Origin of the sequence: Paraburkholderia sp. Ac-20340, from assembly GCF_017104965.1 — a bacterium.
Lineage (GTDB): Bacteria > Pseudomonadota > Gammaproteobacteria > Burkholderiales > Burkholderiaceae > Paraburkholderia.
In genome coordinates, this window is record NZ_JAAGPR010000009.1 from 141,719 (window position 1) to 167,519 (window position 25,801).

17 protein-coding genes are annotated in these 25,801 nt (G+C 63.3%); 5 read left to right on the forward strand and 12 right to left on the reverse strand.

Annotated features, from left to right (window positions below; genetic code table 11):
- Positions 1-83 precede the first annotated feature (83 nt).
- Positions 84-2,471 carry an LPS-assembly protein LptD gene (locus G3N59_RS14810; protein WP_205983370.1) on the reverse strand — a complete coding sequence of 796 codons (2,388 nt, stop codon included), beginning with the start codon at positions 2,469-2,471 and terminating at the stop codon, positions 84-86.
- A gap of 259 nt (positions 2,472-2,730) precedes the next feature.
- Here G3N59_RS14810 and G3N59_RS14815 point away from each other — a divergent pair, with 259 nt between their 5' ends.
- The 3 genes from G3N59_RS14815 (at position 2,731) to G3N59_RS14825 (ending at position 5,792) form a co-directional block, all read left to right on the forward strand.
- Positions 2,731-3,780: a phosphotransferase gene (locus G3N59_RS14815; protein WP_205983371.1), complete on the forward strand. Its 1,050-nt coding sequence runs from the start codon at positions 2,731-2,733 to the stop codon at positions 3,778-3,780.
- Between the two features lie 30 nt (positions 3,781-3,810).
- Complete coding sequence (murU, locus tag G3N59_RS14820) at positions 3,811-4,560, forward strand: N-acetylmuramate alpha-1-phosphate uridylyltransferase MurU (protein WP_205983372.1); 750 nt, start codon at positions 3,811-3,813, stop codon at positions 4,558-4,560.
- Between the two features lie 74 nt (positions 4,561-4,634).
- Positions 4,635-5,792 carry an AAA family ATPase gene (locus G3N59_RS14825; RefSeq protein WP_205983373.1) on the forward strand — a complete coding sequence of 386 codons (1,158 nt, stop codon included), beginning with the start codon at positions 4,635-4,637 and terminating at the stop codon, positions 5,790-5,792.
- A 654-nt stretch (positions 5,793-6,446) separates the two neighbouring features.
- Here G3N59_RS14825 and G3N59_RS14835 read toward each other — a convergent pair.
- Positions 6,447-8,318: an ABC transporter ATP-binding protein/permease gene (locus G3N59_RS14835; protein WP_205983375.1), complete on the reverse strand. Its 1,872-nt coding sequence runs from the start codon at positions 8,316-8,318 to the stop codon at positions 6,447-6,449.
- A 259-nt stretch (positions 8,319-8,577) separates the two neighbouring features.
- Here G3N59_RS14835 and G3N59_RS14840 point away from each other — a divergent pair, with 259 nt between their 5' ends.
- Positions 8,578-8,973 (forward strand): acyl-CoA thioesterase, encoded by a 396-nt coding sequence (locus G3N59_RS14840; protein WP_205983376.1) that lies wholly within the window; start codon positions 8,578-8,580, stop codon positions 8,971-8,973.
- A gap of 45 nt (positions 8,974-9,018) precedes the next feature.
- On the opposite strand, the gene G3N59_RS14845 is transcribed toward G3N59_RS14840, so the two are convergent.
- A complete protein-coding gene (locus tag G3N59_RS14845; RefSeq protein WP_241023450.1) occupies positions 9,019-12,717 on the reverse strand; it encodes an EAL domain-containing protein in 3,699 nt (1,232 codons plus the stop codon).
- Between the two features lie 244 nt (positions 12,718-12,961).
- A complete protein-coding gene (locus tag G3N59_RS14850) occupies positions 12,962-13,444 on the reverse strand; it encodes a nitrate reductase associated protein (protein ID WP_205983377.1) in 483 nt (160 codons plus the stop codon).
- A 175-nt stretch (positions 13,445-13,619) separates the two neighbouring features.
- Between G3N59_RS14850 and fdhD the strand changes: the two genes are divergently transcribed.
- Positions 13,620-14,447 carry a formate dehydrogenase accessory sulfurtransferase FdhD gene (gene fdhD, locus G3N59_RS14855; protein WP_241023460.1) on the forward strand — a complete coding sequence of 276 codons (828 nt, stop codon included), beginning with the start codon at positions 13,620-13,622 and terminating at the stop codon, positions 14,445-14,447.
- Positions 14,448-14,453: 6 nt separating this feature from the next.
- Here the strand turns inward: fdhD and G3N59_RS14860 are convergent, their stop codons facing one another.
- The 8 genes from G3N59_RS14860 to aspS form a co-directional block, all read right to left on the reverse strand.
- Entirely contained in the window at positions 14,454-15,224 is a 771-nt protein-coding gene (locus tag G3N59_RS14860) for an enoyl-CoA hydratase (protein ID WP_205983379.1), read from the reverse strand.
- Between the two features lie 114 nt (positions 15,225-15,338).
- On the reverse strand, positions 15,339-16,538 hold the full coding sequence (locus G3N59_RS14865) for an acetyl-CoA C-acyltransferase (RefSeq protein WP_205983380.1): 1,200 nt from the start codon (positions 16,536-16,538) through the stop codon (positions 15,339-15,341).
- Positions 16,539-16,572: 34 nt separating this feature from the next.
- Positions 16,573-19,014: a 3-hydroxyacyl-CoA dehydrogenase/enoyl-CoA hydratase family protein gene (locus tag G3N59_RS14870; RefSeq protein ID WP_205983381.1), complete on the reverse strand. Its 2,442-nt coding sequence runs from the start codon at positions 19,012-19,014 to the stop codon at positions 16,573-16,575.
- 160 nt (positions 19,015-19,174) lie between these two features.
- Positions 19,175-20,962, reverse strand: coding sequence for an acyl-CoA dehydrogenase C-terminal domain-containing protein (locus tag G3N59_RS14875; protein ID WP_205983382.1), 1,788 nt, complete (start codon positions 20,960-20,962; stop codon positions 19,175-19,177).
- Positions 20,963-21,034: 72 nt separating this feature from the next.
- Complete coding sequence (locus tag G3N59_RS14880; RefSeq protein ID WP_205983383.1) at positions 21,035-21,634, reverse strand: TetR/AcrR family transcriptional regulator; 600 nt, start codon at positions 21,632-21,634, stop codon at positions 21,035-21,037.
- A gap of 259 nt (positions 21,635-21,893) precedes the next feature.
- On the reverse strand, positions 21,894-23,261 hold the full coding sequence (locus G3N59_RS14885) for a phospholipase D-like domain-containing protein (protein ID WP_205983468.1): 1,368 nt from the start codon (positions 23,259-23,261) through the stop codon (positions 21,894-21,896).
- A gap of 47 nt (positions 23,262-23,308) precedes the next feature.
- The gene (nudB, locus tag G3N59_RS14890) at positions 23,309-23,809 is read right to left on the reverse strand and encodes a dihydroneopterin triphosphate diphosphatase (protein ID WP_205983384.1); all 501 of its coding nucleotides are present in this window, start codon (positions 23,807-23,809) and stop codon (positions 23,309-23,311) included.
- 150 nt (positions 23,810-23,959) lie between these two features.
- Positions 23,960-25,765 carry an aspartate--tRNA ligase gene (aspS, locus tag G3N59_RS14895; protein WP_205983385.1) on the reverse strand — a complete coding sequence of 602 codons (1,806 nt, stop codon included), beginning with the start codon at positions 25,763-25,765 and terminating at the stop codon, positions 23,960-23,962.
- Positions 25,766-25,801: the final 36 nt, after the last annotated feature.

A 25,801-nucleotide genomic window follows, 5' to 3' on the forward strand; every position in this document is an offset into this window, starting at 1 on the left:
CGCCCGTCTCTAAGCACCGACCCGCGCTGCACCGGAGCACGGCCAATCGAAACGCTCGAAGGCCGCGCCTGCCGGATCACGCGTTATTGATAATCCGTGAATCGCGACGGCACCGGCGGCTGGCCGGGCAGTTGCGTGTAACCCGGTACGCCGGCACGGAACGCCGCCACCAGGCCGTTATCCACGTTCGACAGACCCTTGAGGGTGAGCTGAGCGAGGAAACGCGTGGACGAATTGTTGCCGCCCGTCGAAGTGATCCCGTTTGCGTAACGCTGGATACCGATCCCGAGCGCCCAGCAGTCGGCGTCGTACTGCATGCCGAGCAGACCGTCGACGATCCGGTGGCCGTTCAGATCGTAATTGAAACGACCCACGGCGAACACCCGATGCGAGAACGGCCATTGCGCCGACAGCAGGATCTGGTTGATCGGCTGGTTGTCGAGCGTGCTGCTGTTCTCGCGCGTGTAACGGTACGCGATGTTCAGCACCTTGCTCGTTCCCGGGCTGTACCCGAAACCCACGCTCGCCTTCTCCAGACGATTCTCGTCCGAATTATATTGGAACGCAGTTTCCGACGCGAAACCGCGCCCGAGCTTCAGCGACATGCCGGCGATCAGGTCCGAATGCGCGGCGCCTGTGGTCGACGGATCGCCCGTCAGCGTGACGCGCTGATCGGTGAAGTAGTACTGCTGCGCCAGCACGAAACGCGCGCGCTCTTCGCCGGAAGCGGCGTCGATAAAGCGCGTGGTCAGCGCCGCCGTCAGGCGGTTCGCATCGGCGATGCGGTCGTCGCCCACGAAGGTGTTCGGCGTGAAGATCTCCGCGAGCCCGAAGTCCGATTCCGCGGTGTCGAACAGCGGCACATCCGTCTGGTTGCGATACGGCGTGTACACGTAGTACAGGCGCGGCTCCAGCGTCTGGATGTAATCCGTACCGAAGATATGGACCGAGCGGTCGAACACGAGGCCCGTGTCGAAGCTGAAGGTCGGAATCGACTCGGTGAAATTCTTCGGCGTGCCGACCGGCGACCCGAAGGTCGTGCCAGGCGTGCCGAGATTGCTCAGGTTGTACGACGCGAAGTGCCACTGCACCTTCGGCGTGACGAAGTAACCCGGCCCCGTAACCGAATACGACAGGTACGGGTTGAAGACGACGCGGTCGCCTTCGGTGGCGTCGGACGTCGTGATACGGAAGCGCGAGTAATCGGCTTCCGCGCCGTAGTCGAAGCCATCGACGTTGTACTTCGCGTACTTGACGTTGAGCTCGGGCTCGCGGCCATACGGCGCAACCGACGGCGCCAGCGTCTGCCAGTGCTGCCAGCGGCCGAGCACGGACCACGGACCGTTGTTGTACGTCACGCCCGCTTCCTGCTGATACAGCATCTGCGTGCCGTTCAGGAACTGGTTCGCGGGCGAAGCAAGGTCTTCCGGATAGGTGTTATCCGAAACCTTGTTGTAGTAGATGTAACCGCCGAACCCGTTGCCGAAGTTCTGGTTGTGCTGGATGAACAGCGCGTAGCGGTTGGTCTTCGTGATCGCGTCGTCGGGCAGGAACGTGCCGGTGATCGAACCCGAGTAATTCGTCGAGAGATACCGGTAGGTGCCCTGCAGGAACACGCCACGCTTCGAGATCAGCTCGGGCGTGAACGTGAAGTCGCGGTTCGGCGCGATGTTGAAGTAATACGGCAGCGAGATTTCGTAACCGTTGGTCGAGCTGATCGAGAACGTCGGCGGCAACAGGCCGCTGCGGCGATCGCCCGAAAGCGGGAACGAGATCCACGGGCTGGCGAAGATCGGCATGCCCTGGAAGAACAGCACGCTGTTGTGCGCGACGCCTTCGTCGGCGCCCGTGTCGAAATCGAACTCGGTGCCCTTGATATACCAGGCCGGATCGGTCGAACACTGGCAGGCCGTATAGGTGCCATTCGTGAGCACGGAACGCTCGTTGTCGAGCAGGTCCGCGCGCTCGGCGCTGCCCGAGCCGCCTGTGACCGAAAAGTGATACTTCGGCGTGGTCATGAAGCCTTCGTTGGCTTCGACCTTCAGGTGCGCTTCGGGACCGGTGAACGAACTGCCGTTCTGGACGACGACGACATTGCCGTATGCGTCGGCCATGTCGGTGTCTTCGTCATAGTGCAGCGCGTCGCCCTTGACGATGTTGTTGCCCTGGCGAAGTTCGGCTGCGCCTTTGACGGCGGCGTCGGTGCCCGAGGTGCCGGTGGTCGAATCGCCGAGCACGAAGGTGGCCGGACGCTGGCCCGGCGTGGACGCAATGTCCTCGAGCTGCGGCGCGAGGCGCAGGCTCCACGCGTCGTCCAGCCGCTCGGCCTGTGCGGCCGTGCCCGCGAGCTGGGCGTGCGCGAACGCGGGCACGAAGCCCGGCACGGCCATGAGTGCCGCGATGAGCCGCCGCTTGCCCGGCACGCCGTCGTCACTGTTGGAGATCGTCTGGAAAAACTGTCTGGGCGGCATGTATGGTTTTGGCGTATCGGCCCGGCCAGCTGCACATTGCGGCCGCCTTGCCGGTGCGTCGGACGGGTCCGGGCGAGAAACCGGACCCGTCGTCGATCAAGGCAAGGTTGCGCGCAATTCTTTACAATTCATCGGACGATGGACTGAAGATCAGTGCGGCAGGCGAACCGTCATGCAGGCTTTGGCGCGAGTCGCGTCAAAAAAGTCGTGGGGTATTATATGGCAAGACGTTGATCCACTGATTTTGCCTCCGGTTTACATGACCTTCTCCGCGCCGTCCTCCCCTGCCGATACCCGCCGCGACCTGCTCGCCAACTGGCTTGCCGGCCACGCCGCCACCTACGCGCTCGACCTTGCCACGCTCGCCCCGGCCTCGGCCGACGCGAGCTTTCGCCGCTACTTCCGCCTTGCCAGCGCGGGCGGACATGGCGCGACGCTGATCGCCGTCGATGCGCCGCCGCCGGAAAAATGCCGCGAATTCGTCGAAGTCGCCGGGCTGCTCGAAGCCGCCGGCGTGCATGTGCCGCGCATCCTCGAAGTCGATCTGGACGCCGGTTTCATGCTGGTGACCGACCTGGGCACGGCGCCCTACCTCCAGACGCTGGTCGAAGCCGGCCCCGGCCCGCGCTCGCGCGCGCTGATGCTCGACGCCATCGACGCTCTGATCCGCTTCCAGGCAAGCTCGCGCGAAGGCGTGCTGCCCTCGTTCGACGAAGCCTTCCTGCGCCGCGAAATGGAACTGATGCCCGAGTGGTATCTGGAGCGCCATCTGGGCCGCAAGATCGACGATGCCACGCGCGCCATGCTCGACCGCACCTTTGCGCTGCTGATCGCGAGCGCGCGCTCGCAGCCGCAGGTGTTCATGCTGCGCGATTACATGCCGCGCAACCTGATGATCGCGACGCCCAATCCAGGCGTGCTCGACTTCCAGGACGCCGTGTATGGGCCGATCACCTACGACATCGCCTCGCTGCTGCGCGACGCCTTCCTGAGCTGGGACGAAGAGTTCGAACTCGACTGCTTCGTGAGCTACTGGGAGCGGGCGAAGAAGGCGGGCCTGCCGGTCGATGCGGATTTCGGCGAGTTCTATCGCCAGCTCGAATGGATGGGTCTGCAGCGCCATATCAAGGTGCTGGGCCTGTTCTGCCGCATCAACTATCGCGATAACAAGCCGCATTACATGGCCGATCTGCCGCGCTTTCTCGATTACGCGGGCAAGGTCGCGCGCCGCTATCGGCCGCTGGCGCCGTTCGCGCGCTTTATCGACGATCTGCAGGGCACGCAGACCGAGACCGGCTATACCTTCTGATCGTTTTCAACTCATGACAAGGTCGACATCATGACGCACGCCCGTACGGCGATGATCTTCGCCGCCGGGCGCGGCGAGCGTATGCGCCCGCTCACCGATACGTGCCCCAAGCCCTTGCTCGAAGCGGGCGGCAAGCCGCTGATCGTCTGGCAGATCGAGCGCCTCGCTGCGGCGGGCTATACGCGGATCGTCATCAATCATGCGTGGCTGGGGGAGTTGATCGAAGCTCGGCTCGGTGATGGGTCGCGGTTTGGGGTGAGGCTGTTTTATTCGGCTGAGCACGATGCGCTGGAAACCGCTGGGGGGATTGCTCAGGCGTTGCCCTTGCTTGAGCAGAATGGCGAGGCTTGTGTGTTTCTCGCTGTCGCTGGCGATGTGTTTAGCGATTTTGATTTTGCGCGGCTGGAGCGGGCAGCGGATGCGCTCGCTGGGCGCGATGAGCCGGGGATGCATCTTGTGATGGTGCCGAATCCTGCGTTTCATCCGAATGGGGATTTCGTGCTGGGCGATGATGGTGTGCTGAGTGCGGATGGTGCGCCGCGCTACACGTTCGGCAGTATCGGGTTGTATGACTCGCGGATGTTTCGTGAGCTTGCGCCTGGGACCAGGCGGGCGCTTACGCCTTACTACAAGGCGGCTATTGCTGGGCGGTGTGCTACCGGGGAGCTCTTCAGCGGCCGTTGGGAAAACGTCGGCACTGTCGTGCAGCTTGCCTCGCTTGATAAACAGCTGCGCGTCAGCAACGCACCGAACCCGTTGCCCCCCTCGGAATCAATATAGAATTCTGAAAACTATCAGGCTCAGCTTACTCGAGCAACTAAATAGATGACCTGTAACCACTGGCTACCTTGACCATGCTCATCACTCATCTTAAATTGAAAAACTGGCGCAATTTCCGTGAAGTCGATGTGCCGCTACGCGACCGCACGTATATTCTGGGAGCTAATGCGTCTGGAAAATCAAATCTTCTGGATTTATTTCGCTTTCTTCGCGATGTGAGCAAACCTCAAGGTGGGGGGCTACAGAAAGCGATTCATGACCGGGACGGAATTCAAAAGCTGCGATGCCTGCACGCGCGCAGGGATCCTGAAGTTCGCATCGAAGTACATTTGAAAGAAGCTGTTGATGACGAGGCGCCCCTTTGGAGATACATTCTGGGATTCAAGCCAGAGGGCAAAGGTGCTCAGCGCTCACTGATATCATCAGAGCAAGTCTGGAAAGGCGATGAGTGCGTCTTGAATCGCCCTGACGAAAACGATAAAAAGGACATTATTCGCCTAACGCAAACGGCGTTGGAGCAAATACAGGTCAATGCAGATTTCCGGGATCTCGCAACTTTTTTCGGAGAAACAACGTATCTGCATCTTGTTCCTCAACTATTGAAGTACAGCGACAAGATTGGCGGCCAACGCCTCGATGAAGATCCGTTTGGGCAAGGATTTCTTGAAAAGATTGCGAAGACTCCTGAGAAAGCTCGTGACGCACGGTTAAAGAGAATCGAAACAGCTCTAGCTCTCGCGGTACCTCAATTCAAGGAACTTCGATTTGCGCCGGACAAAGCAAATGGGCGTCCCCATCTAGAAGCAATGTATTCGCACTATCGGCCCAACGCCGGGTGGCAGCGTGAAGAGCAATTCTCCGACGGTACCCTTCGGCTGCTTGCATTGCTTTGGATATTGCTCGATGGTGAGTCACTACTCCTTCTTGAGGAACCAGAACTTTCACTGAACGATGCGATCGTAAGAGAGATTCCGCGATTGCTGCAGCGCGTACAAAAGGACCGAAAACGCCGGTCGCGGCAAATGTTAATCAGCACTCATAGTGAAGCATTGTTGAGCAACCCCGGCATTGACGGACGAAGCATTCTTCTGCTCGAGCCGGCTCTGGAAGGCACCAAGATTCGGTCAATCAATGACCAGGAAGAATTCGCTCTAAAGCATGGTTTGTCGGTAGCAGAGGTCGTGTTACCTAAAACGCATCCTAAAGCGGCAGAACAACTGGGGTTGTGGTAATGAAATATGCCGTACTCGCAACTGAAGACCAATTGAGTGAAGAGGTAGGATTTCGCCTGCTAAAGGAAGTCGGCTTCGAAGCCAGTGTCTGCCTCCGAAAAAATGGCAACGGCTATTTGCAAAAACGAATTCCAAACCTTTGCGAAATGGCAATACAACAGCCAGTTTTACTGCTAACAGATCTGGACCGCCTGGCGTGCCCCACCCAACTCATTGCAAACTGGATAGGCGCGAGGGCCAAGCCGAGCGAACTCATCTTTCGTGTAGTCGTTCGAACCATAGAGTCATGGCTTTTGGCTGATCATGAGGGCATGCGCAGACTACTGGGTCCACGAACACCCAAACTGCCTAGCACTCCAGATGAACTACAGGAGCCTAAACAAACACTACTAGGCTTAGCCAATCGGGGCACGCGCGCAATGCGCGAAGACCTGGTTGCTAACAACGGTGCGATCGCTTCGCAGGGTATTGGCTATAACGCTGTACTTTCGACATGGATACGTGACGATTGGGCTCCTGCCAGAGCAGCTACACGCTCCCCGAGCTTGGAGCGTGCGAGGCTTCGCTTAGGTGAACTCGCCGCAAAGTATTAGCTCAAATAGTAGAGATATTATCCCGGCGGGCGCCGAATTCGGAGATACCTTCCAAGCGCCCCTACACCAGATTAGTCGGGCGCTGGCCCGCTTCGTTGACACGTTGCTGCAAATCCCACATCTGCGAATAAAGCCCCTGCGCCAGCAGCAACTCGCTGTGCGTCCCACGCTCCACAATCCGCCCGCGATCCATCACGATAATCTGCTGCGCATGCACCACCGTAGACAGCCGATGCGCAATCACCAACGTAGTACGCTCGCGAGCAATCAGATCGAGTTCCTGCTGAATAGCCCGTTCAGACCGTGAATCCAGCGCCGAAGTCGCTTCATCGAACAACAAGACAGGCGGATTTTTCAGCAAGGTCCGCGCAATCGCCACCCGCTGCTTCTCCCCACCCGACAGCTTCAAGCCACGCTCGCCAACCGCCGTCTCATACCCCTTCGGCAAACTCTCGATAAACGCATGAATATGCGCCGCGCGCGCCGCCGCGATCACTTCCTCGCGACTCGCCGCAGGCCGCCCATAAGCAATGTTGTAATAGATCGAATCGTTGAACAGCACCGTATCCTGCGGCACGATGCCGATCGAAGCCCGCAGCGAATCCTGCGTCACATCGCGAATATCCTGCCCGTCGATGGTGATCGCCCCGCCCGAAGTCTTATCGAGATCGTAAAAGCGGAACAGCAGCCGCGCGAGCGTCGACTTGCCCGATCCGCTATGCCCGACTACCGCCGTCGTCGTGCCCGCCGCAATCGTGAAGCTCACGTCATGCAGAATCTGCCGCGCCGGGTCATACGCAAAGTTCACGTTCGTAAAGCGCACCTCGCCGCCGCGCACTTCGAGCAATGGCGCATTCGGCGCATCGGGCACTTCGCGCGCCACCGTCAGCAGCGTGAACATGCGGTCCATATCGGTGAGGCTTTGCTTGAGTTCGCGATACACCACGCCCAGAAAATTCAGCGGGATATAAAGCTGCAACATGAAGGTGTTGATCAGCACCAGATCGCCGAGCGTGAGCTTGCCCGCCATCACGCCTTGCGTCGCGCGCCAGAGGATGAACACCAGCCCCGTGCCGATAATCGCCTGCTGCCCGAAATTCAGCGCCGACAGCGAATGCTGCGACTTGATCGCCGCCGCCCGATAGCGATGCAGATTCTCGTCGTAGCGTCGCGTTTCCCACTCTTCGTTGCCGAAGTACTTCACCGTCTCGTAGTTGAGCAGCGAATCGATCGCCCGCGAGTTGGCGCGCGAATCCAGTTCGTTCATCGTGCGGCGGAAATGCGTGCGCCACTCGGTCACTTTCACCGTGAAAACGATGTACGCAACCAGCGCACAAAGCGTGACGATCGCGTAATACGCCTCGTATTTCACCGTGAAAAAGCCCAGCACGAGGCCCACTTCCACGAGCGTCGGCAAGATGCTGTAAAGCGAGTACGAGATCAGTTGCGTGATGCCACGCGTACCGCGCTCGATGTCGCGCGTCATGCCGCCCGTCTGCCGGTCGAGGTGAAAGCGCAGCGACAGCGCATGCAGATGCCGGAACACCTTCAACGCAAGCTGGCGCACCGCGCTTTCCGTCACCTTCGAAAAGAGGATTTCGCGCAGTTCGGTGAACAGCGATGTCGATAGCCGCACCGCCGCGTAGGCCACCACCAGCAACCCCACGCCGCCGATCAGCACGATGCCCGGCGCGTTCTCGGCGCGTCCGAGCGCAGTCAGATGGCGCACGGGCGCAAGACCATCGACGATATGCTTCATCACGATCGGCACGCCCAGATTGGCGACCTTCGCGCCGATCAGGCAGGTCAGCGCAAACGCAACGCGCCATTTGTATGCAGTGAGATACGGCAGCAGCGAGACGATGGTCTGCCAGTCGTTGCGCGGCCCGGTGGCGGGCTGCGCGGGTTCGTTGGAAGCGGAAAAGCGGCGCATGGGCGATGAAGGTGCCGCGTCGTCCGATGATGGGCGGCGCGGGGCACGACGAGAAAGTTGGGGACGCTAACGACAGATCGGGACGGCTTGGGGACCACCTGGGCGCGAGCTTCTACTCCAGCGGAACCGCCGTCTGGCCGACCCGCCGCGCATGGCGCTTTCCCGTACAATTCCTGATCGCTCTATTGTCGCAGAAGGCGGCAAGCGCCGCTGAGGGCGCCGGTTCGCGGCCCTCTCCCGCCCTTTTCATGGATTTCCGATGAACGACTCTTATCCGCTTCCCCAGAAGTCGCCCGCGCTGCGTGTCGTGCCGCAGCCCTCGGACGCCAATGTCCACGGCGATGTGTTCGGCGGCTGGATCATGTCGCAGGTCGACATCGCCGGCTCGATCCCCGCCAGCCGCCGCGCCAATGGCCGCGTCGCGACCGTCGCGGTGAACTCGTTCCTGTTCAAGCAGCCGGTGTTCGTCGGCGATCTGCTGAGCTTTTACGCCGATATCGTCAAAACCGGCACGACCTCGGTGACCGTGCAGGTCGAGGTGTACGCGCAACGCATGCGTCTGCAGGACGAAGTCGTCAAGGTGACCGAAGCCACGCTCACCTATGTGGCGACCGGCAACGACCGCCGCCCGCGCGCCCTGCCCGCCGCGGAATAAGCGGCGCGCCCGGCAACCAGCGCAGCGGCCAACCCGGCCGCATCCTCAGTTGCTCCAGGCGAGCCCCGCGCCCTCTTCGTAGGCCGCGCTCGCCGACAGCAGCGCGGCAATCTCCGGCCCCGGCAACGGCGGCGCGAAGAAGTAGCCCTGCAACTCGTCGCACGCGCGCTCGCGCAAGAACGCGAACTGCTGCGACGTCTCCACGCCTTCCGCGATCACCTGCAGACGCAGTTCGTGCGCCAGCGCGATGATGGCCGCCGTGATGGTTTCGTCGTCGGTGCTAGTGCCGATATCGGCCACGAACGAGCGGTCGATCTTGAGCCGGTCCACCGGCAGGCGCTTCAGATAGCTCAGGCTCGAATAGCCCGTGCCGAAGTCGTCGATGGCAATGCCCACGCCCTGTTCGTGCAGCGCATTGAGCATCGACACCGCTTCCTCCGTGTTGCGCATCAGCGTGCTTTCGGTGAGTTCGACTTCGAGCCAGCACGGCTCCAGCCCCGTCTCCTGCAGCACGTCGCTGACCTGCTGCGAAATATCGCGCTGGTGGAAAGTCTTGGCCGACAAATTCACCGACACCCGCACCGGCGGCAGCCCCGCGTCCTGCCACGCGCGATTCTGGCGGCAGGCCTCGCGCAGCACCCAGTCGGACAGCGGCCCGATCAGCCCGCTTTCCTCGGCGACCGGAATGAACTGCGCCGGCGACACGAGGCCTACTTCCGGGTCGTGCCAGCGCACCAGCGCCTCCATACCGACGATCCGTCCGCTCTCGATCTCCACCTGCGGCTGATAGTGCAGCAGGAATTCGCTGTCGCGCAGCGCACGGCGCAAACGCCGCTCCAGATTCATGCGCGCGCCCGCGGCGGCGTTCATCTCCGGCTGATAGAACTGGAAGGTGTTGCGGCCGAGTTCCTTGGCGCGATACATCGCCACGTCGGCTTTCTTGAGCAGCGTTTCGGCGTCGTTGCCGTCCTGCGGATACACGCTCGCGCCCAGACTGCAACCCACGTAAAGCTCGGTGCCGTCGAGCATCACCGGCTCCGAAATCATCTGGCGCGCGCGCTCCATCCAGCCGATCAGCGATTTTTCGTCGATGGTGTCGGTCAGCACGATCACGAATTCGTCGCCGCCGTGGCGCGCGACCGTGTCGCTCGTGCGCGTGCAGCGCGTCAGACGCTCGGCGACCACGCCCAGCAGGCGGTCGCCCACGCTATGGCCGAGACTGTCGTTGACGTTCTTGAAGCCGTCGAGGTCGATGAACACCACGGCCACGCCGCGCTCGTGGCGCTGCGCCGCGACCAGCGCCTGCTGCAGACGGTCGCGCAGCAGATTGCGGTTGGGTAGCAGCGTGAGGCTGTCGTAGTTCGCCTGATACTCGAGCTGCTCCTGATAGCGGATCAGCTCGGTCACGTCGTTGATGATGCCGATGTGATGCGTGATGCGCCCGTCGAGATCGGGTACCGGCGCGATCAGCAACTGGTTCCAGAACAGCGCGCCGTCCTTGCGATAGTTGCGCAGCACGGCGCTCACCTCGCGGTTGCCGATCAGCGCCTGGCGAATCGCCACCAGCCCGTCCTGATCGCGGTCGTCGCGTTGCAGCAGGCGGCAATCGAGGCCGATCACATCGGCGGGATCGTAGCCCGTGATGCGGCGGAACGCCGGATTCGCGTACTCGATCAGGTTGCTGCCGCCCGGTCCCGGCCCGGTAATCAGAATCGCGTTCACGCAGGCGTCGAGCGCGCGACTTTGCAGGCGCAGCGCGAGATCGGCGCGCTTGCTTTCGGTGGTATCGGAATAGGTGCCGAGCACGCCCATCACGCGGCCATCGCCGTCGAGCAGCGGCAGTTTGCTCGTGATGGTCGTACGGTGCAGCCCGTCGACCGACATGTCTTCTTCGAAGTTCAGGCGCGGCAGGCCGCTCTGGATCACTTCGCGGTCCTGCTCGCGCATGGTGTTCGCGTAGGCGCGCCACGGCAGATCGTCGTCGGTGCGGCCGACGATCTGCTCGGGATACGCCAGACCCGCGTCGCGCGCGAAGGTCATGTTGCAGCCCAGATAACGCGACTGCGCATCCTTCCAGAAAATGCGCTGCGGAATGTTGTCGATCACCGTTTCGAGCATCTGGTTCGAGCGCTGCGCCTCGACTTCGGCCTGAATCTGCTCGGTGACGTCGTCGGCGAGCACGAACACGGCGGCGCGGCCCATGAAGGTGAGCGCGTGGTGCGAGATATCGGCGCTGAGGACCGTGCCGTCGCGGCGCGTGTGATGCCAGATGCCGGCCATCGTGCGCACGTTCTGCGTGAGCGTGTCCGAGCGCGCGAGATGCTGTTCGAGCCGCGAAACGTCCTCGCCCGGACGGATCTCGCGGATCGTCATGTCGAGGAACTCTTCCTCGCTGTAGCCGTATTGCTGGATCGCCGCCGCGTTGACGGCGAGAAAGCGCAGCGTGTCGCGATCGAACACGTACATCGGCACCGGATGGGCGTCGAACAGGCCCTGGAAGCGCTCGTTGCGCGTGCGCATGCCGGCGAGCGCGCGCAGCTTTTCGCGTGCGGCATTCTCGCGCGCGCCGAAGGTGTAGATCAGCAGCGTCGCGCCTGCGAGCATCGTCACGATCAGCAGGATCGAGGCGCGGCTGCCCGCACGCGTCGATTCGGCCAGCGCGCCGGCCAGCGCGAGATCCTGTTCGCCTTGCAGCGCGGAAATCCGGGCATCGACGCGATCGACGCGCGTGTCCAGGCGGATGTATTGCTGGGCGATCCAGGCGGAGGTGCCGGCGATCGCGCCGTTGGCCGGTTGCGGGGTCGAGGCGTTGGGCGTCGATGCGTTTGGCGATGCGCCAGGAGCCGCGGCGGCGAGCGTCGGCGCGGCTGCGTAGGGCTCGGCGAGCGAGCCCGCCGCCGCAGTCACGGTCTTCGAAGGATCGGCGTAAGGGGCGGCCAGGTTCGGCGCGCCCGCGCCCAGCCCTTGCGAGTACGGCTGCGCGAGGCTATTCGCGGCGACTTGCGGCGCTGCAACGGCGCTGGCGCTCGCATACGGCTCGGCGAGACTTCTGGGCGTCTGTTGCGCCCCCGAAGCCGCCGAAGCCACCGAATACGGCGCCGACAAATCGTGCGGATGCGTCCTGGCCGTCGTGTGCGCGTGCGTCTTGCTCGCGCCCAGATGCGCGGCGATTCTGGTGAATTTGCCAAGCTGCGAATCGCGCGCGGGCGCGCCATGCGCCGCGACAGGCTGCGATGCCCCCGCGGGCGCAGAAGCCGCCGCAACCGCCGGGGCGCTCGCCTGAGCCGCAGCCTCGGCCGCTGCAGCAGCCGAAGCTGCCGCACTCGCCTGCACCTTCGCATCGGCGGCGCGCTGCTGGGCGCGCTCGAGCGTCTCGTCGATCTCGCCTGCGAGCAGCATGGCCTCGGTCGCCACGGTGTCGAAGCGGCGCGTCATCGCCGGGTCGCCCGACAGCTCGGCGTGGACGGCCTGCACAGTATCGTCAAGTTCGGCGGCGCGGGCATCGCGCTCGTCGATCGACTCGACGGTGCCATCGGCGCTGAAGCGGCCCAAGGCCGCCAGCCCCGCGCCGAGAACGTCACGGAAGTGGTCCAGATCGTGGCGCACGCGCGCGGCCTGCGAGGCGCGCTGGTCGAGTTCGCGTTGGCTGCCGATCTGGGTCCATGCCACGAAAGCGTTTGCGCCGACGGCAGCCACCACCACCGCGAGGTTGATGAGGTGCCGCTTCGAAAAATGAAGGTTCATGAATGCCGGAACGTCGTTCGTCGCCGTACGGCGGGCATAGGATGACTGCTAACGACCTGCGCGCAAGAGCGCTGGCGCGCGTTGCGCCCTACCGGATAACGGCATTCCTCGGCAAGGCTTGAGGGCTGATCGGCGGATTTTCGTGCGCACACCGCAGATTTAGGGTGCGCGCTCTAATGTACGGCTGGCGTACGACCGCGCCACGACCGGGTCACAACGCGATGCACCACGCGCGCGGCGCGATTCAGCGCGGAACCGCCAGCCCGAATTCGCGCATCGCCGGAATGAAATCGTGATTGGCCTCGGGCTTGCGCGAGAGCTTGGCCAGCACATAGCGCTGGAACGGCGCGAGCTGCGCCCAGTCCTCGATGTCCGGCGCCTGCAGATTCGCGAGCGTCGCCTGATTGCCGATACCGTTCGGCACGGTGCCGATGTCGCGCCAGGCGGGCGCTTCATCGGGCGAGAACCATTCGGGCTCGACGTTGGCGTGGGTGCGCAGCATCTCGAAGAGCGCGTGATCGAAATTCGGCTCGATTTCGGCGTCTTCATCGACGGGAAAGCGCGCCAGCAGACGCCGATCCTCGTATGGCAGCAACTGCCACTGCGCGAGCGAAATGCGCAGCCCGAAGCGATCCAGATTGAAGCGCACGCACATGGGAATGAAGGTGAGGTCCTCGGACGAGACAACCTCGTACTGGAACAGCAGCGGAGCTTCGGCTAATGCCATGGCGTTGATCCTCGCGAAGCGGGCCGGGTTGAGCGAAAGAGGCCCGCTTGAGGTATTTTAGAACCTTCCGCGCCGGGGACTGCGCCCCGCGCACAGTACAAGCATCGATGGAGTACCCCGCTTGAATTCCCCGCATTCCCAGCATTCCCCCTCGGCTCCCGCCCTCCACAACCCGCTGGAAAGCGAAGGCCAGCCCGGCGCCGTCGAGTTGCGCGTGCACCGGCATCGCGGCGACCAGATCGATACGCGCGGCGATCACGTCGGCCAGGAATGGCCCGTCGCGCTGGTTTTCAACGGCATCTCGCACGCGGTGATGATGTGCACGCCGCGCGATCTGGAAGCGTTCGCGGTGGGTTTCGCGATCTCGGAAGGCATCGTCGGGCGTAACGCCGACATCCAGGATATCGAAGTGTTCTGGCACGCCGAAGCGGAAATCCCGCACGCCGAAGTGCATCTCACGGTCGTGCAGCAGGCTTTCGTCGAACTGAAGGAAAAACGCCGGGCGCTGGCCGGACGCAGCGGCTGCGGTGTGTGCGGGATCGAGAGCATCGATCTGCTCGATCTCGAACCCGAAATCGTGCCCGACACCGGCTTTCTCGCGCGTCTCGCACCCGACGCCATCGCCCGCGCCGCGCGCGAACTGCCGCAGCATCAGGCGCTCACGAAACTCACCGGCGGCCTGCACGCCGCCGCCTGGTGCGATGCCGATGGCCAGATCCTGCGCGCCTTCGAGGACGTGGGCCGCCACAACGCGCTCGACAAACTCATCGGCCAGCTGGTGATCGAGCGCGCCGACACGCAGCAGGGCTTCGTCTTCCTCTCCAGCCGCGCGAGCTACGAGCTGGTGCGCAAGGCCGCGCGCGTGGGCATGCCGATGGTCGCGACGATCTCGGCGCCCTCCTCGCTTGCCGTCACCATCGCGAAACGCGCCGGACTGCGGCTGGTGAGCTTCTGCCGCGAGTCCGGTTTTGTCGATTACGACACGGCTAACAGCGCCGCCTGATCGCGGTTAATTGAACTGCCGGAAATCCGGCTTGCGCTTCTGCAGGAAGGCCGTGAACGCCTCGCGCGCTTCGGGCGAGAGCAGCATCTTGCCGAAGTGCACGGATTCCTCGCTCATCTGCGTCTTGATCTCGTGCTCGCTTGCGCGCTTCATCAGCGACTTGGTCGCGCGCAGCGACGACGCCGGCAGCGCCACCAGCTTCGCCAGTTGCGCGGCGACGAACGTCTCCAGTTCGGCAGCGGCCACCACGCGGTTCACGAAGCCCATGCGGTGCGCTTCCGCTGCATCGAAGGTCTCGCCGAGCAGCAGCTTTTCCGCCGCGCCCTGATAACCCGCGATACGCGGCAGCAGCAGCGACGAAGCCGCTTCCGGGCATAGGCCCAGTTGCGCGAACGGCATCGCGAAACGCGCCGTGTCGGCGGCATAGACCAGATCGCAGTGCAGCAGCATCGTCGTGCCCACGCCGACGGCCGCGCCCACCACCGCCGCGACCAGCGGCTTCTCGAACGTGGCGATGTTGTGCAGGAACTGCATCACGGGCGAATCCGCGCCGGTGGGCGGGTTCTTCAGGAAGTCTTCGATGTCGTTGCCGGCCGTGAAAATCTCGGGGTGACCGCGCAGCAGCACGGCGCGCACGCTGCCGTCTTCCTGCGCCGAGGCAAGCGCATCGGACATCGCCTGATACATCGCGGGCGTGAGCGCGTTCTTGCGCTCGGGACGGTTGATGGTGATCGTCAGCACGCCGTTTTCGCGTGCGCTCAGGATTTCGTTACTCATCAGCGAGTCTCCTCGTCTCGACGGTCAAGTTTCCGCCGAATATAAAAAACGGCTCGCAGACCGTGAAGCCTGCGAACCGTGTCGATCGTGCCATGCGTTAGCGGGCGGAACGCGTTACAGCCGCTCGATAATGCCCGCCGCGCCCATGCCGGTGCCGACGCACATCGTCACCATGCCGTACTTGTAGTTGCGGCGGCGCAGGCCGTGCACGACCGTCGACGCACGAATCGCGCCCGTCGCGCCCAGCGGGTGACCCAGCGCGATCGCGCCGCCCAGCGGGTTGATCTTCGACGGATCGAGGCCCAGATCCTGGATCACCGCCAGCGACTGCGCGGCAAACGCCTCGTTCAGTTCTATCCAGTCGAGGTCGTCCTGTTTCAGACCCGCCGCCTTCAACGCAGCCGGAATCGCTTCCTTCGGACCGATGCCCATGATTTCCGGCGGCACGCCGCGCACCGCGAAGCTCACGAAACGCGCGAGCGGCGTGAGGTTGAACTGCTTGAGCATCTTTTCCGAAACGACGATCAGCGCGCCCGCGCCATCCGAGGTCTGCGAGCTGTTACCGGCCGTGACCGAACCCTTGTTGGCGAACACGGCGCGCAGCTTCGCGAGGCCTTCGAGCGTGGTATCCGCACGCGGGCCTTCGTCCAGCTCGATCAGACGCTCCTTCACCTTCACTTCGCCGGTGGCGAGATCGGGGAAACGCTCGACGAGCGTGTACGGCGAGATTTCGTCCTTGAACTCGCCGGCCTGCTGCGCAGCGAGCGCGCGGCGGTGCGATTCCACCGAAAACGCGTCCTGCGCTTCGCGGCTGATCTTCCAGCGCTCCGCCACTTTCTCGGCGGTCAGGCCCATGCCGTAAGCGATGCCCACGTCTTCGCTGCGATCGAAGATATGCGGCGAGAGCGACGGCTTGTTGCCCATCATCGGCACCATGCTCATCGATTCGCAGCCGGCGGCGATCATCGCGTCCGACTCGCCCACGCGGATGCGGTCGGCGGCCATGGCCAGCGCCGACAAACCCGAGGCGCAGAAGCGGTTGACGGTCACGCCGCCCACGCTCTGCGGCAGACCCGCGAGCAGCGCGCCGATACGCGCCACGTTCAGGCCCTGCTCCGCTTCGGGAATCGCGCAACCGACGATCGCGTCTTCGATCACGCTCGTGTCGAGGCCGGGCACCTGCGCCACGGCCGACTTGATCGCGTGAACCAGCAGTTCGTCCGGGCGGGTGTTCTTGAACACGCCACGCGGCGCCTTGCCGATGGGCGTGCGGCTCGCGGCGACGATGTATGCGTCCTGCAACTGTTTGCTCATCTTTGACTCCAGTATCTGGTATGCGTCGTGCCGCTTAGTTGCGCACCGGCTTGCCGGTTTGCAGCATGCCCATGATGCGTTCCTGCGTCTTTTGCGTGCCGAGCAGATCGACGAAAGCGCGGCGCTCCAGCGTGAGCAGCCATTCTTCGTCGACCAGGCTGCCCGCTTCGACGTCGCCGCCGCACACCGCTTCCGCGATGCGGCCCGCGATCAGGTAATCGTGGTCGCTGATAAAGCGGCCGTCGCGCATGTTGACGAGCGACGCCTTGATGGTCGAGATCGCCGAGCGGCCCGCGACCGGAATCTGCTTCGCACGCAGCGGCGCGCGATAGCCGGCAGCGGAAAGTGCACGCGCTTCCTTCTTCGCCGTGTCGAGCAGTTCGAACACGTTGAAGACGATCGTGTCCGACGGCTTCAGATAACCCATCGTGCGCGCTTCGATCGCCGAACCGGAGACCTTGGCCATCGCCGCGTTTTCGAACGACTTCTGCAGGAAACGCAGCAGGTCGCTGGGCACGGCGCCGATCTGCGCGGCCGCGTCGGCGGCACGCAGCGCGGCTTCCTTCAGACCGCCGCCCGCCGGCACGAGGCCCACGCCCACTTCCACCAGACCGACATAGCTTTCGATGTGCGCGACGCGCTTCGCGCTGTGCAGCATGATTTCGCAACCGCCGCCGAGCGCGATGCCCGACACGGCCGCCACGACCGGCACGTTCGCGTACTTCACGCGCATCATCGTGTCCTGGAACTTCTTCACGAACGGCTCGATGCCCTTGGCGCCGCCCATCATGAACGCCGGCATGGCTTCTTCGAGGTTCGCGCCCGCCGAGAACGGACCGCCCGGCGCGCCGAGCTTCAGCGACGTCGGTTGCCAGATCACCACGCCCTTGTAGCCGTCTTCGGCGATGTCGATCGCCTTCGACAGGGAATCGAGCACGCCCGGGCCCATCGTGTTCATCTTGCTCTTGTACGAGACGATGACGACATCGTCCTCGCCCGCACGGTCGTCGACCCACGCGCGCAGATGCTCGTTCTCGAACAGCGTCTTGCCGAAGGTCTTCGGATCGCGCGCGCCCGATTCGCCGAACAGCGCCGCGCGGAACACCTGACGCTCGTAGACCGCCAGATTCGAGCGCGGCACGAAGCGCGCTTCAGCCGGCGACCACGAACCTTCGGCGCCATGCACGCCGCCATTCGCAGCGACCGGGCCTTCGAACACCCATGCGGGCAGCGGTGCGCCCGACAGCGTCTTGCCCGCGTCGATGTCTTCCTTGACCCACTCGGCGACCTGCTTCCAGCCAGCCGCCTGCCAGCCTTCGAACGGACCTTCGTTCCAGCCGAAGCCCCAGCGGATTGCCAGATCGACATCGCGCGCGTTATCGGCGATCGATTGCAGATGCACGCCGATGTAATGGAACACGTCGCGGAAAATCGACCACAGGAACTGCGCTTGCGGATGCTGCGATTCGCGCAGCAGCTTCAGACGTTCTGCGGGCGGGCGCTTGAGAATGCGGCCTACCAGTTCGTCGGCCTTCGCGCCGCCGTCCACGTACTCGCCGGTGTTGCCGTCGAGCACCTTGATCGCCTTACCTTCCTTGCGATAGAAACCGCCGCCGGTCTTCTGGCCGAGCGCGCCCTTCGCGACCAGCCCCGCCAGCACGGCCGGCGTCTCGTAGACCGGGAAGAACGGATCGTCCTTCAGGTTGTCCTGCATCGTCTTGATGACGTGCGCCATCGTGTCCAGACCGACAACGTCAGCAGTGCGGAACGTTGCCGACTTCGCGCGGCCCAGACGGCTGCCCGTGAGATCGTCGACTTCGTCGAAACGCAGACCGAACTTCTTCGCTTCGGTCATGACCGCGAGGATCGAGAAAATGCCGACGCGATTAGCGATGAAGTTCGGCGTATCCTTCGCGCGCACCACGCCCTTGCCGACCACGCTCGTCAGGAACGATTCGAGCTGGTCGAGGATTTCGGGCTGCGTGTGCGTGGTCGGGATCAGCTCGACCAGGTGCATGTAGCGCGGCGGATTGAAGAAGTGCACGCCGCAAAAGCGTGCCTTGAGGTTGTCGTCGAAACCTTGCGACAGTTCCGTGATCGACAGACCCGAGGTATTGGAAGCGAAAATCGCCTTCGGACCGATATGCGGCGCGACCTTCTTGTAGAGGTCGTGCTTCCAGTCCATGCGCTCGGCGATCGCTTCGATCACCACGTCGCATTCCGCCAGCTTCGCGATATCGTCTTCGTAGTTCGCGGGCGTGATGTACTGCGCATCGTCCTTCACGCCGAACGGCGCGGGCGAGAGCTTCTTCAGCGTTTCGATCGCCTTGAGCGCGATGGCGTTTTTCGGGCCTTCCTTCGCGGGCAGATCGAACAGGAGCACGGGCACGCGGGCGTTGATCAGGTGCGCGGCGATTTGCGCGCCCATCACGCCGGCGCCGAGCACGGCGACCTTGCGAATATTGAGATTGCTCACGTTGTTCCTCCAGCGGATATGCAATGTCGAGCGAAAACGGGATTGGGTCGCGGCGCGTTTCCGGCGTGTCGTTTTTCTGACCGGGGCGCCGCTTGAGAGATTCGGTGCTGCGATATTGAGCGGTGCGCGCGCCCGCAGGCGCAGCGCACCACCGAAGCGCTTAGAACAGCGCTTCGTCGACTTCCATCAGCGTCTTCGAACCCGCGCGTGCCTGGCGGATCGAGGTCGCCGTTTCCGGCAGCAGCTTGGCGAAGTAGAAGCGCGCCGTGGCCAGCTTCGACTTGTAGAACGGATCGCCCGAGCTTTCCTTGTCGAGCGCGATGCGCGCCATGCGCGCCCAGAAGTAGGCGAACACGAGATGCCCTGCCGTGCGCAGGTACGGCACGGCGGCCGCGCCCACTTCGTCCGGGTTCTGCATCGCCTTCATGCCGATTTCCATCGTCAGCTTCTGCATCTTGTCGCCGATATCGGCGAGCGGATTCACGAACTCCTGCATCTCCGTCTTGATGCCTTCGGCTTCGACGAAATCCGTCACCAGCTTGCCGAACTTCTTGAGCTTCGCGCCCATGTCGCCCAGCACCTTGCGGCCCAGCAGGTCGAGCGACTGGATCGTGTTGGTGCCTTCGTAGATCTGGTTGATACGCGCGTCGCGCACGTACTGCTCCATGCCCCACTCGGAGATGAAACCGTGGCCGCCGTAGATCTGCATGCCGAGGTTGGTGCTGTCGAAGGCGTTATCGGTCAGGAACGCCTTGATGATCGGCGTGAGCAGCGCGACCAGATCGGCGGCTTCCTTACGCTCGGCTTCGTCGCCGTGCGACAGTTCCTTGTCGATCTGCAGCGCCGCCCAGTACGTGAAAGCGCGCGCGCCTTCGGCCCAGGCCTTCTGCGTGAGCAGCATGCGGCGCACGTCCGGATGCACGATGATCGGATCGGCCGCCTTTTCGGGCGCCTTCGGGCCGGTCAGCGCGCGCATCTGCAGACGCTCTTTCGCGTAGGTCAGCGAGTTCTGGTAAGCGATTTCGGTCAGACCGAGACCTTGCATGCCCACGCCCAGGCGCGCCGCATTCATCATCACGAACATGGCGTTCAAGCCCTTGTTCGGCTCGCCGACGAGCCAGCCCTTCGCGCTGTCGAGATTCATCACGCAGGTCGAATTGCCGTGGATGCCCATCTTGTGCTCGATCGAGCCGCACTTGATGCCGTTGCGCTCGCCGGGTGCGCCCGCATCCGTGGGGATGAACTTCGGCACGACGAACAGCGAGATGCCCTTGGTGCCTTGCGGCGCGTCCGGCAGACGTGCGAGCACGAGGTGGATGATGTTCTCCGCCATGTCGTGCTCACCGCTCGAGATGAAGATCTTCGTGCCGGAGATCGCGTAGGAGCCGTCGCTATTCGGCTCGGCCTTGGTGCGCAGGATGCCGAGGTCGGTGCCGCAATGCGGCTCGGTCAGGCACATCGTGCCCGTCCACACGCCTTCGACGAGTTTCGGGAGATAGGTCTGCTGCAGCTGCGGCGTGCCGTGTGCGTGCAGACATTCGTAGGCGCCGTGCGACAGACCCGGGTACATGGTCCACGCCTGGTTCGCCGAATTGAGCATTTCGTAGAGCGCGTTGTTCACGAATGCGGGCAGGCCCTGGCCGCCGTATTCGGGATCGCAGCCCAGTGCCGGCCAGCCGGCTTCGACGTACTGCTTGTAGGCCTGCTTGAAGCCCGTCGGCGTGGTGACGACGCCGTCACCGGCGTACGTGCAGCCTTCGCGGTCACCGACCTGGTTCAGCGGAAACAGCACTTCCGAGCAGAACTTGCCAGCTTCTTCCAGCACCTGGTTGATGGTGTCGGCGTCGAGGTCGGCGTGCTTCGGCATCTGCTTGATTTCACCTTCCACGTTCAGCAGCTCGTGCAGCACGAATTGCATGTCGCGCAGCGGCGCGGTGTACTGTCCCATGTTTTATCTCCCTTGGTAGAGCTTGGAGTTTCGGACCTTCGCGTACCGCCGCGACGCTGTGCGCGGCGTTGGCTACTGGCTGACGCTCTGATACGAAACAATCAGTTTTTCAAACGCGGCCCACGTATGCTCGACAGCGTCCGGCAGATGCAGGAAGCGGCCGTCATGATGCAGACCGAGTGTCACGCTATACAGTTCGAACAGCATCAGCGCGGGATCGGTGTCACGTCGCAGATGCCCTTCTTCAATCGCCTGCGCAATGGCTCTGAGCAGCGCCGCACGCCACATCGTCACGCTCGCGACCAGCTTCTCGCGGACCTGGCTGTCGGCGCGGTCGTCGTACTCCACCGCACCGCTGATGTAGATACAGCCGGTCGTGACTTCGTGGATGCGCTTTTCGAACCACCGCGACAGCATCGCACGCAGACGAGGCAAACCGCGTGGCTCGCGCAAGCTCGGAAAGAAGACTTCTTCCTCGAATCTGCGGTGGTACTCGCCCACGACCTCGACCTGCAGGTCTTCGCGCGAACCGAAGTGCGCGAAGACACCGCTCTTGCTCATCTGCATGCGCTCGGCCAGCAGGCCTATGGTCAGACCTTCCAGTCCGTCCCGGCTCGCGAGGTCGAGTGCTGCATCCAGAATGGCGGCTCGTGTCTGTTCGCCTTTACGCATAGCTTTATTTACCGTGACGATGTGGCCGCGATGTTGGCTTGATCTGCTCGCATCTCGGCCTGAATTAAATCGAACGGCCGTACTATTGTTGAGGACAGCCGCCCGCGAAACAAGGACTTTATTAGAAACCGATTTCTAACCGGTACTCTAATTTTCGGGCTTCGCGCGGCGCGCACAAGCGAGCATTTCTCGATTGCACGCCAGGCGTAAGGTATGGCAGGCGCATATTTTGCGGACCCGCTTAAAAGGCCGCCGGACGCTAGTCGTAGCCGCCCACCGTGAGCAGCTTCATGACCGCGCGATACGACGTCCACGCGAGCCAGTTGACCGCCCGCACATGCCACGGACGCGCCTCGTAGCGCGCGCGGTCGATCTTCGGCGATTCGTCGAAAGCACTGAGAATTTCGTCGCGTAGCTGCTGGATCTGCGGATGCAGCACGAGCAGCACATTGGCCTCGTTGTTGAGCACGAGACTGAGCGCATCCAGATTCGACGATCCGACCGTGCCCCACGCGCAATCCACCACGGCCACCTTGCCGTGCAGCATGGTCTTTTCGTATTCGGCGATCTGCACGCCCGCGCTCAGCAACTGGTGATAGAGAAACGGCGTGCCGTAATCGAGCACCGCAAACTCCTTGCGGCCGATCAGCAGCTTGACGGTCACGCCGCGCGACGCCGCTTCGACGAGCGCGCGGCGCAGCCGCCGCCCCGGCATGAAGTACGGATTGGCGAGCAGCACTTCCTTGCGCGCCTCGCCGATGGCGTCCAGATAAGCCTTCTCGATCGCGCGGCGGTTCACCACGTTATCGCGCGCGACGAACGCCACGCAGGGCACATGCGCCGTGCGCGGATCGGGCACGCCCGCGCGCAGACGGTCACGCAGCCGCGCGATGATGCGCTGCGCGCGCCCGGTGCGCACGACGGGCGCGAGTTCGCGCAGCACTTCGTTGACGGCCTTGGCGGGCTGCCTGACCGTGTGGCCCGTGGGATGCGGCGCGAGAAAGCCGGAGCTTGCGGGCACGCCCGGCGACAGCACGGGCGCGCCATCGGGCGACACCGCGCCCGCGAGCGGCGGACGGTGCCCAAGCCGAATGCGCCGCCACTGCATCTCGATCGCCTCGCGCACGTCCACCACTACCGGCCCGGCCAGCTCCAGCGCGAAATCCCAGCGCGGGAACGGCAGCGGCTTGCCGTCGTTCTCCATATCGTCGACCACGTTGATGCCGCCGCAATATGCGTACTGATCGTCGATCACGGCGAGCTTGCGGTGCGTGCGCGAAAAGCCGAAGCGCCCGAAGATATGCGGGTTGTAGATGCGATGCTCGATGCCGGCCGCCGACCAGCTATCGAACAGATCGAGACGCGCCGTGCCGACGCCATCGGTGATCACGCGCACGCGCACGCCGCGGCGGGCGGCGCGCATCAGCGCCTCGGAGACGGCCTGCCCCGTGCCGTCGCTGCAGAAAATGTACGTTTCGAGCGCAACGTCGCTGCGGGCGGCTTCGATGCGCGCGATCATCGACGCAAAGAGACTCTCGCCCGAATGGAACAGACGCACGTCGTTGCCGCTCGTAAATCGGTAACGCGAGCGATAGCGCCGCCCCAGCAGCGCCTCGCGCAGCCGCATGACGCGGCGCGGTTCGAGGTCCGCTTCGGGATCGGCGCGGGTATCGCTCACAGAGGCTCTCCAGGACGAAGCGCCTGGCCACGCGTGGCAAGACGCGCGGGCAGTTGCAGGATCGCCTCGCGATTGGACGACGAAAAACACTTCGCCGCCGCTTCCTCATAAGGCAGCCACAGATACGCGGTGTGCTCGCGCGGCGCGAGCGTGACAGGCGTACCGGCGGGCACCTCGAGACTAAACCAGTGCTCGGTATTGCGTGTGACACCTTCGGCGTAGCGATGGCGCCAGACCGGATAGATCTCGTAGTCGATCTCGTGCCGCCAGTCGCGCAGCGCGGCATCCGGCACGCCCGGCGAGCCGACGACGATGCCCGTCTCCTCCGCCACCTCGCGCACGGCGGTCTCCGCGAAAGGCTCGTCGACGCGGTCCTTCGAGCCCGTGACCGACTGCCAGAAGCCGGCGCGGTCGGCGCGCTCGATGATCAATACCTCGAGCTGCGCCGTATGGATAACGACGAGTACGGACTCCGGAATCTTCGGCGGCTTCTGCATGGCGATGGAACGTGTGGGGACGCGCCGCGATGTTTGCGACGGTTCTGTCAGGAATTTAACGCAAAAAACGAAAAAGGCGCACGATGCGCCTTTTTCGTTGTTGCGATGCAGGATGACACGCTGGGGCGCGTCATCTGCGTAGCTTGCGACTTACTGCGCCGTCTTCGGCTCAGGCTGACGCAGACGGATGTGCAGTTCCTTCAGCTGACGCTCGTCAACTTCGCTCGGCGCCTGCGTGAGCAGACACTGTGCGCGTTGCGTCTTCGGGAACGCGATCACGTCGCGGATCGAATCGGCGCCGGCCATCATCGTGACGATGCGGTCCAGACCGAATGCGATACCGCCGTGCGGCGGCGCGCCGTATTGCAGCGCGTCCAGCAGGAAGCCGAACTTCGCACGGGCTTCTTCCGGACCGATCTTCAGCGCGCGGAACACCTTGCTCTGCACTTCTTCCTGATAGATACGGACCGAACCGCCGCCGATTTCCCAGCCGTTCAGCACCATGTCGTACGCCTTCGCGAGGCAGCGGCCCGGGTCCGTTTCCAGATATTCCAGGTGCTCGTCCTTCGGGCTCGTGAACGGGTGGTGCGCGGCCACGTAGCGGTTTTCTTCCTCGTCGTATTCGAACATCGGGAAGTCGATCACCCACAGCGGCTTCCAGCCCTTCTCGACCAGACCGTTGGCCTTGCCGAATTCCGAATGGCCGATCTTCAGACGCAGGGCGCCCAGGCTGTCGTTCACGACCTTCGCGCGATCTGCCGCGAAGAAGATGATGTCGCCGTCTTGCGCGCCGGTGCGCTCGAGAATGGCGGCGATCGACGCGTCGTGCAGGTTCTTGACGATCGGGCTTTGCAGACCGTCACGGCCCTTCGCGACTTCGTTGACCTTGATCCAGGCGAGGCCCTTCGCGCCGTAAATGCGCACGAATTCCGTGTAACCGTCGATGTCGCCACGCGAGAGTTCGGCGCCCTTCGGCACGCGCAGTGCGGCCACACGGCCGTCCTTGCTGTTGGCCGGCGTGCTGAACACCTTGAAGTCCACGTCCTTCATGGCGTCCGTCAGTTCCGTGAATTCGAGCTTCACGCGCAGGTCCGGCTTGTCCGAACCGAAACGGCTCATGGCTTCCGAGTACGGCATGATCGGGAACTTCGCATCGAGTTCGACGCCGATCGTTTCCTTGAACACGTGACGCGCCATGTCTTCGAACAGATCGCGGATTTCCTGCTCGCCGAGGAACGACGTTTCGCAGTCGATCTGCGTGAATTCCGGCTGACGGTCGGCACGCAGGTCTTCGTCGCGGAAGCACTTGACGATCTGGTAGTAGCGATCGAAGTTCGCCACCATCAGCAGCTGCTTGAAGAGCTGCGGCGACTGCGGCAGCGCGAAGAACTGGCCTGCGTTGGTACGCGACGGCACCAGGTAGTCACGCGCGCCTTCCGGCGTGCTCTTGGTGAGCATCGGCGTTTCGATGTCGATGAAGCCGAGCGAATCGAGATACTTGCGCGTTTCCATCGCCACGCGGTAACGCAGGCGCAGGTTGTGCTGCATCTGCGGACGGCGCAGGTCCAGCACGCGATGCGTGAGGCGCGTGGTTTCCGAGAGGTTGTCGTCGTCGAGCTGGAACGGCGGCGTGACCGACGCGTTCAGCACCACGAGTTCGTGGCACAGCACTTCGATCTTGCCGCTCTTCAGATTGGCGTTGACCGTGCCTTCCGGACGATTGCGAACGAGGCCCTTGATCTGCACGCAGAATTCGTTGCGCACGCCTTCGGCCACCTTGAACATCTCTGCGCGGTCCGGGTCGCACACGACCTGGACGAGGCCTTCGCGATCGCGCAGGTCGATGAAGATAACGCCGCCATGGTCACGGCGGCGCTGCACCCATCCGCACAGCGAAACGTTTTGGCCCAGCAGCTGTTCGGTCACCAGACCGCAGTATTCAGATCTCATCGACATGATGTTCGTCTTTCGTTATGCGTAAATTAAACAGGA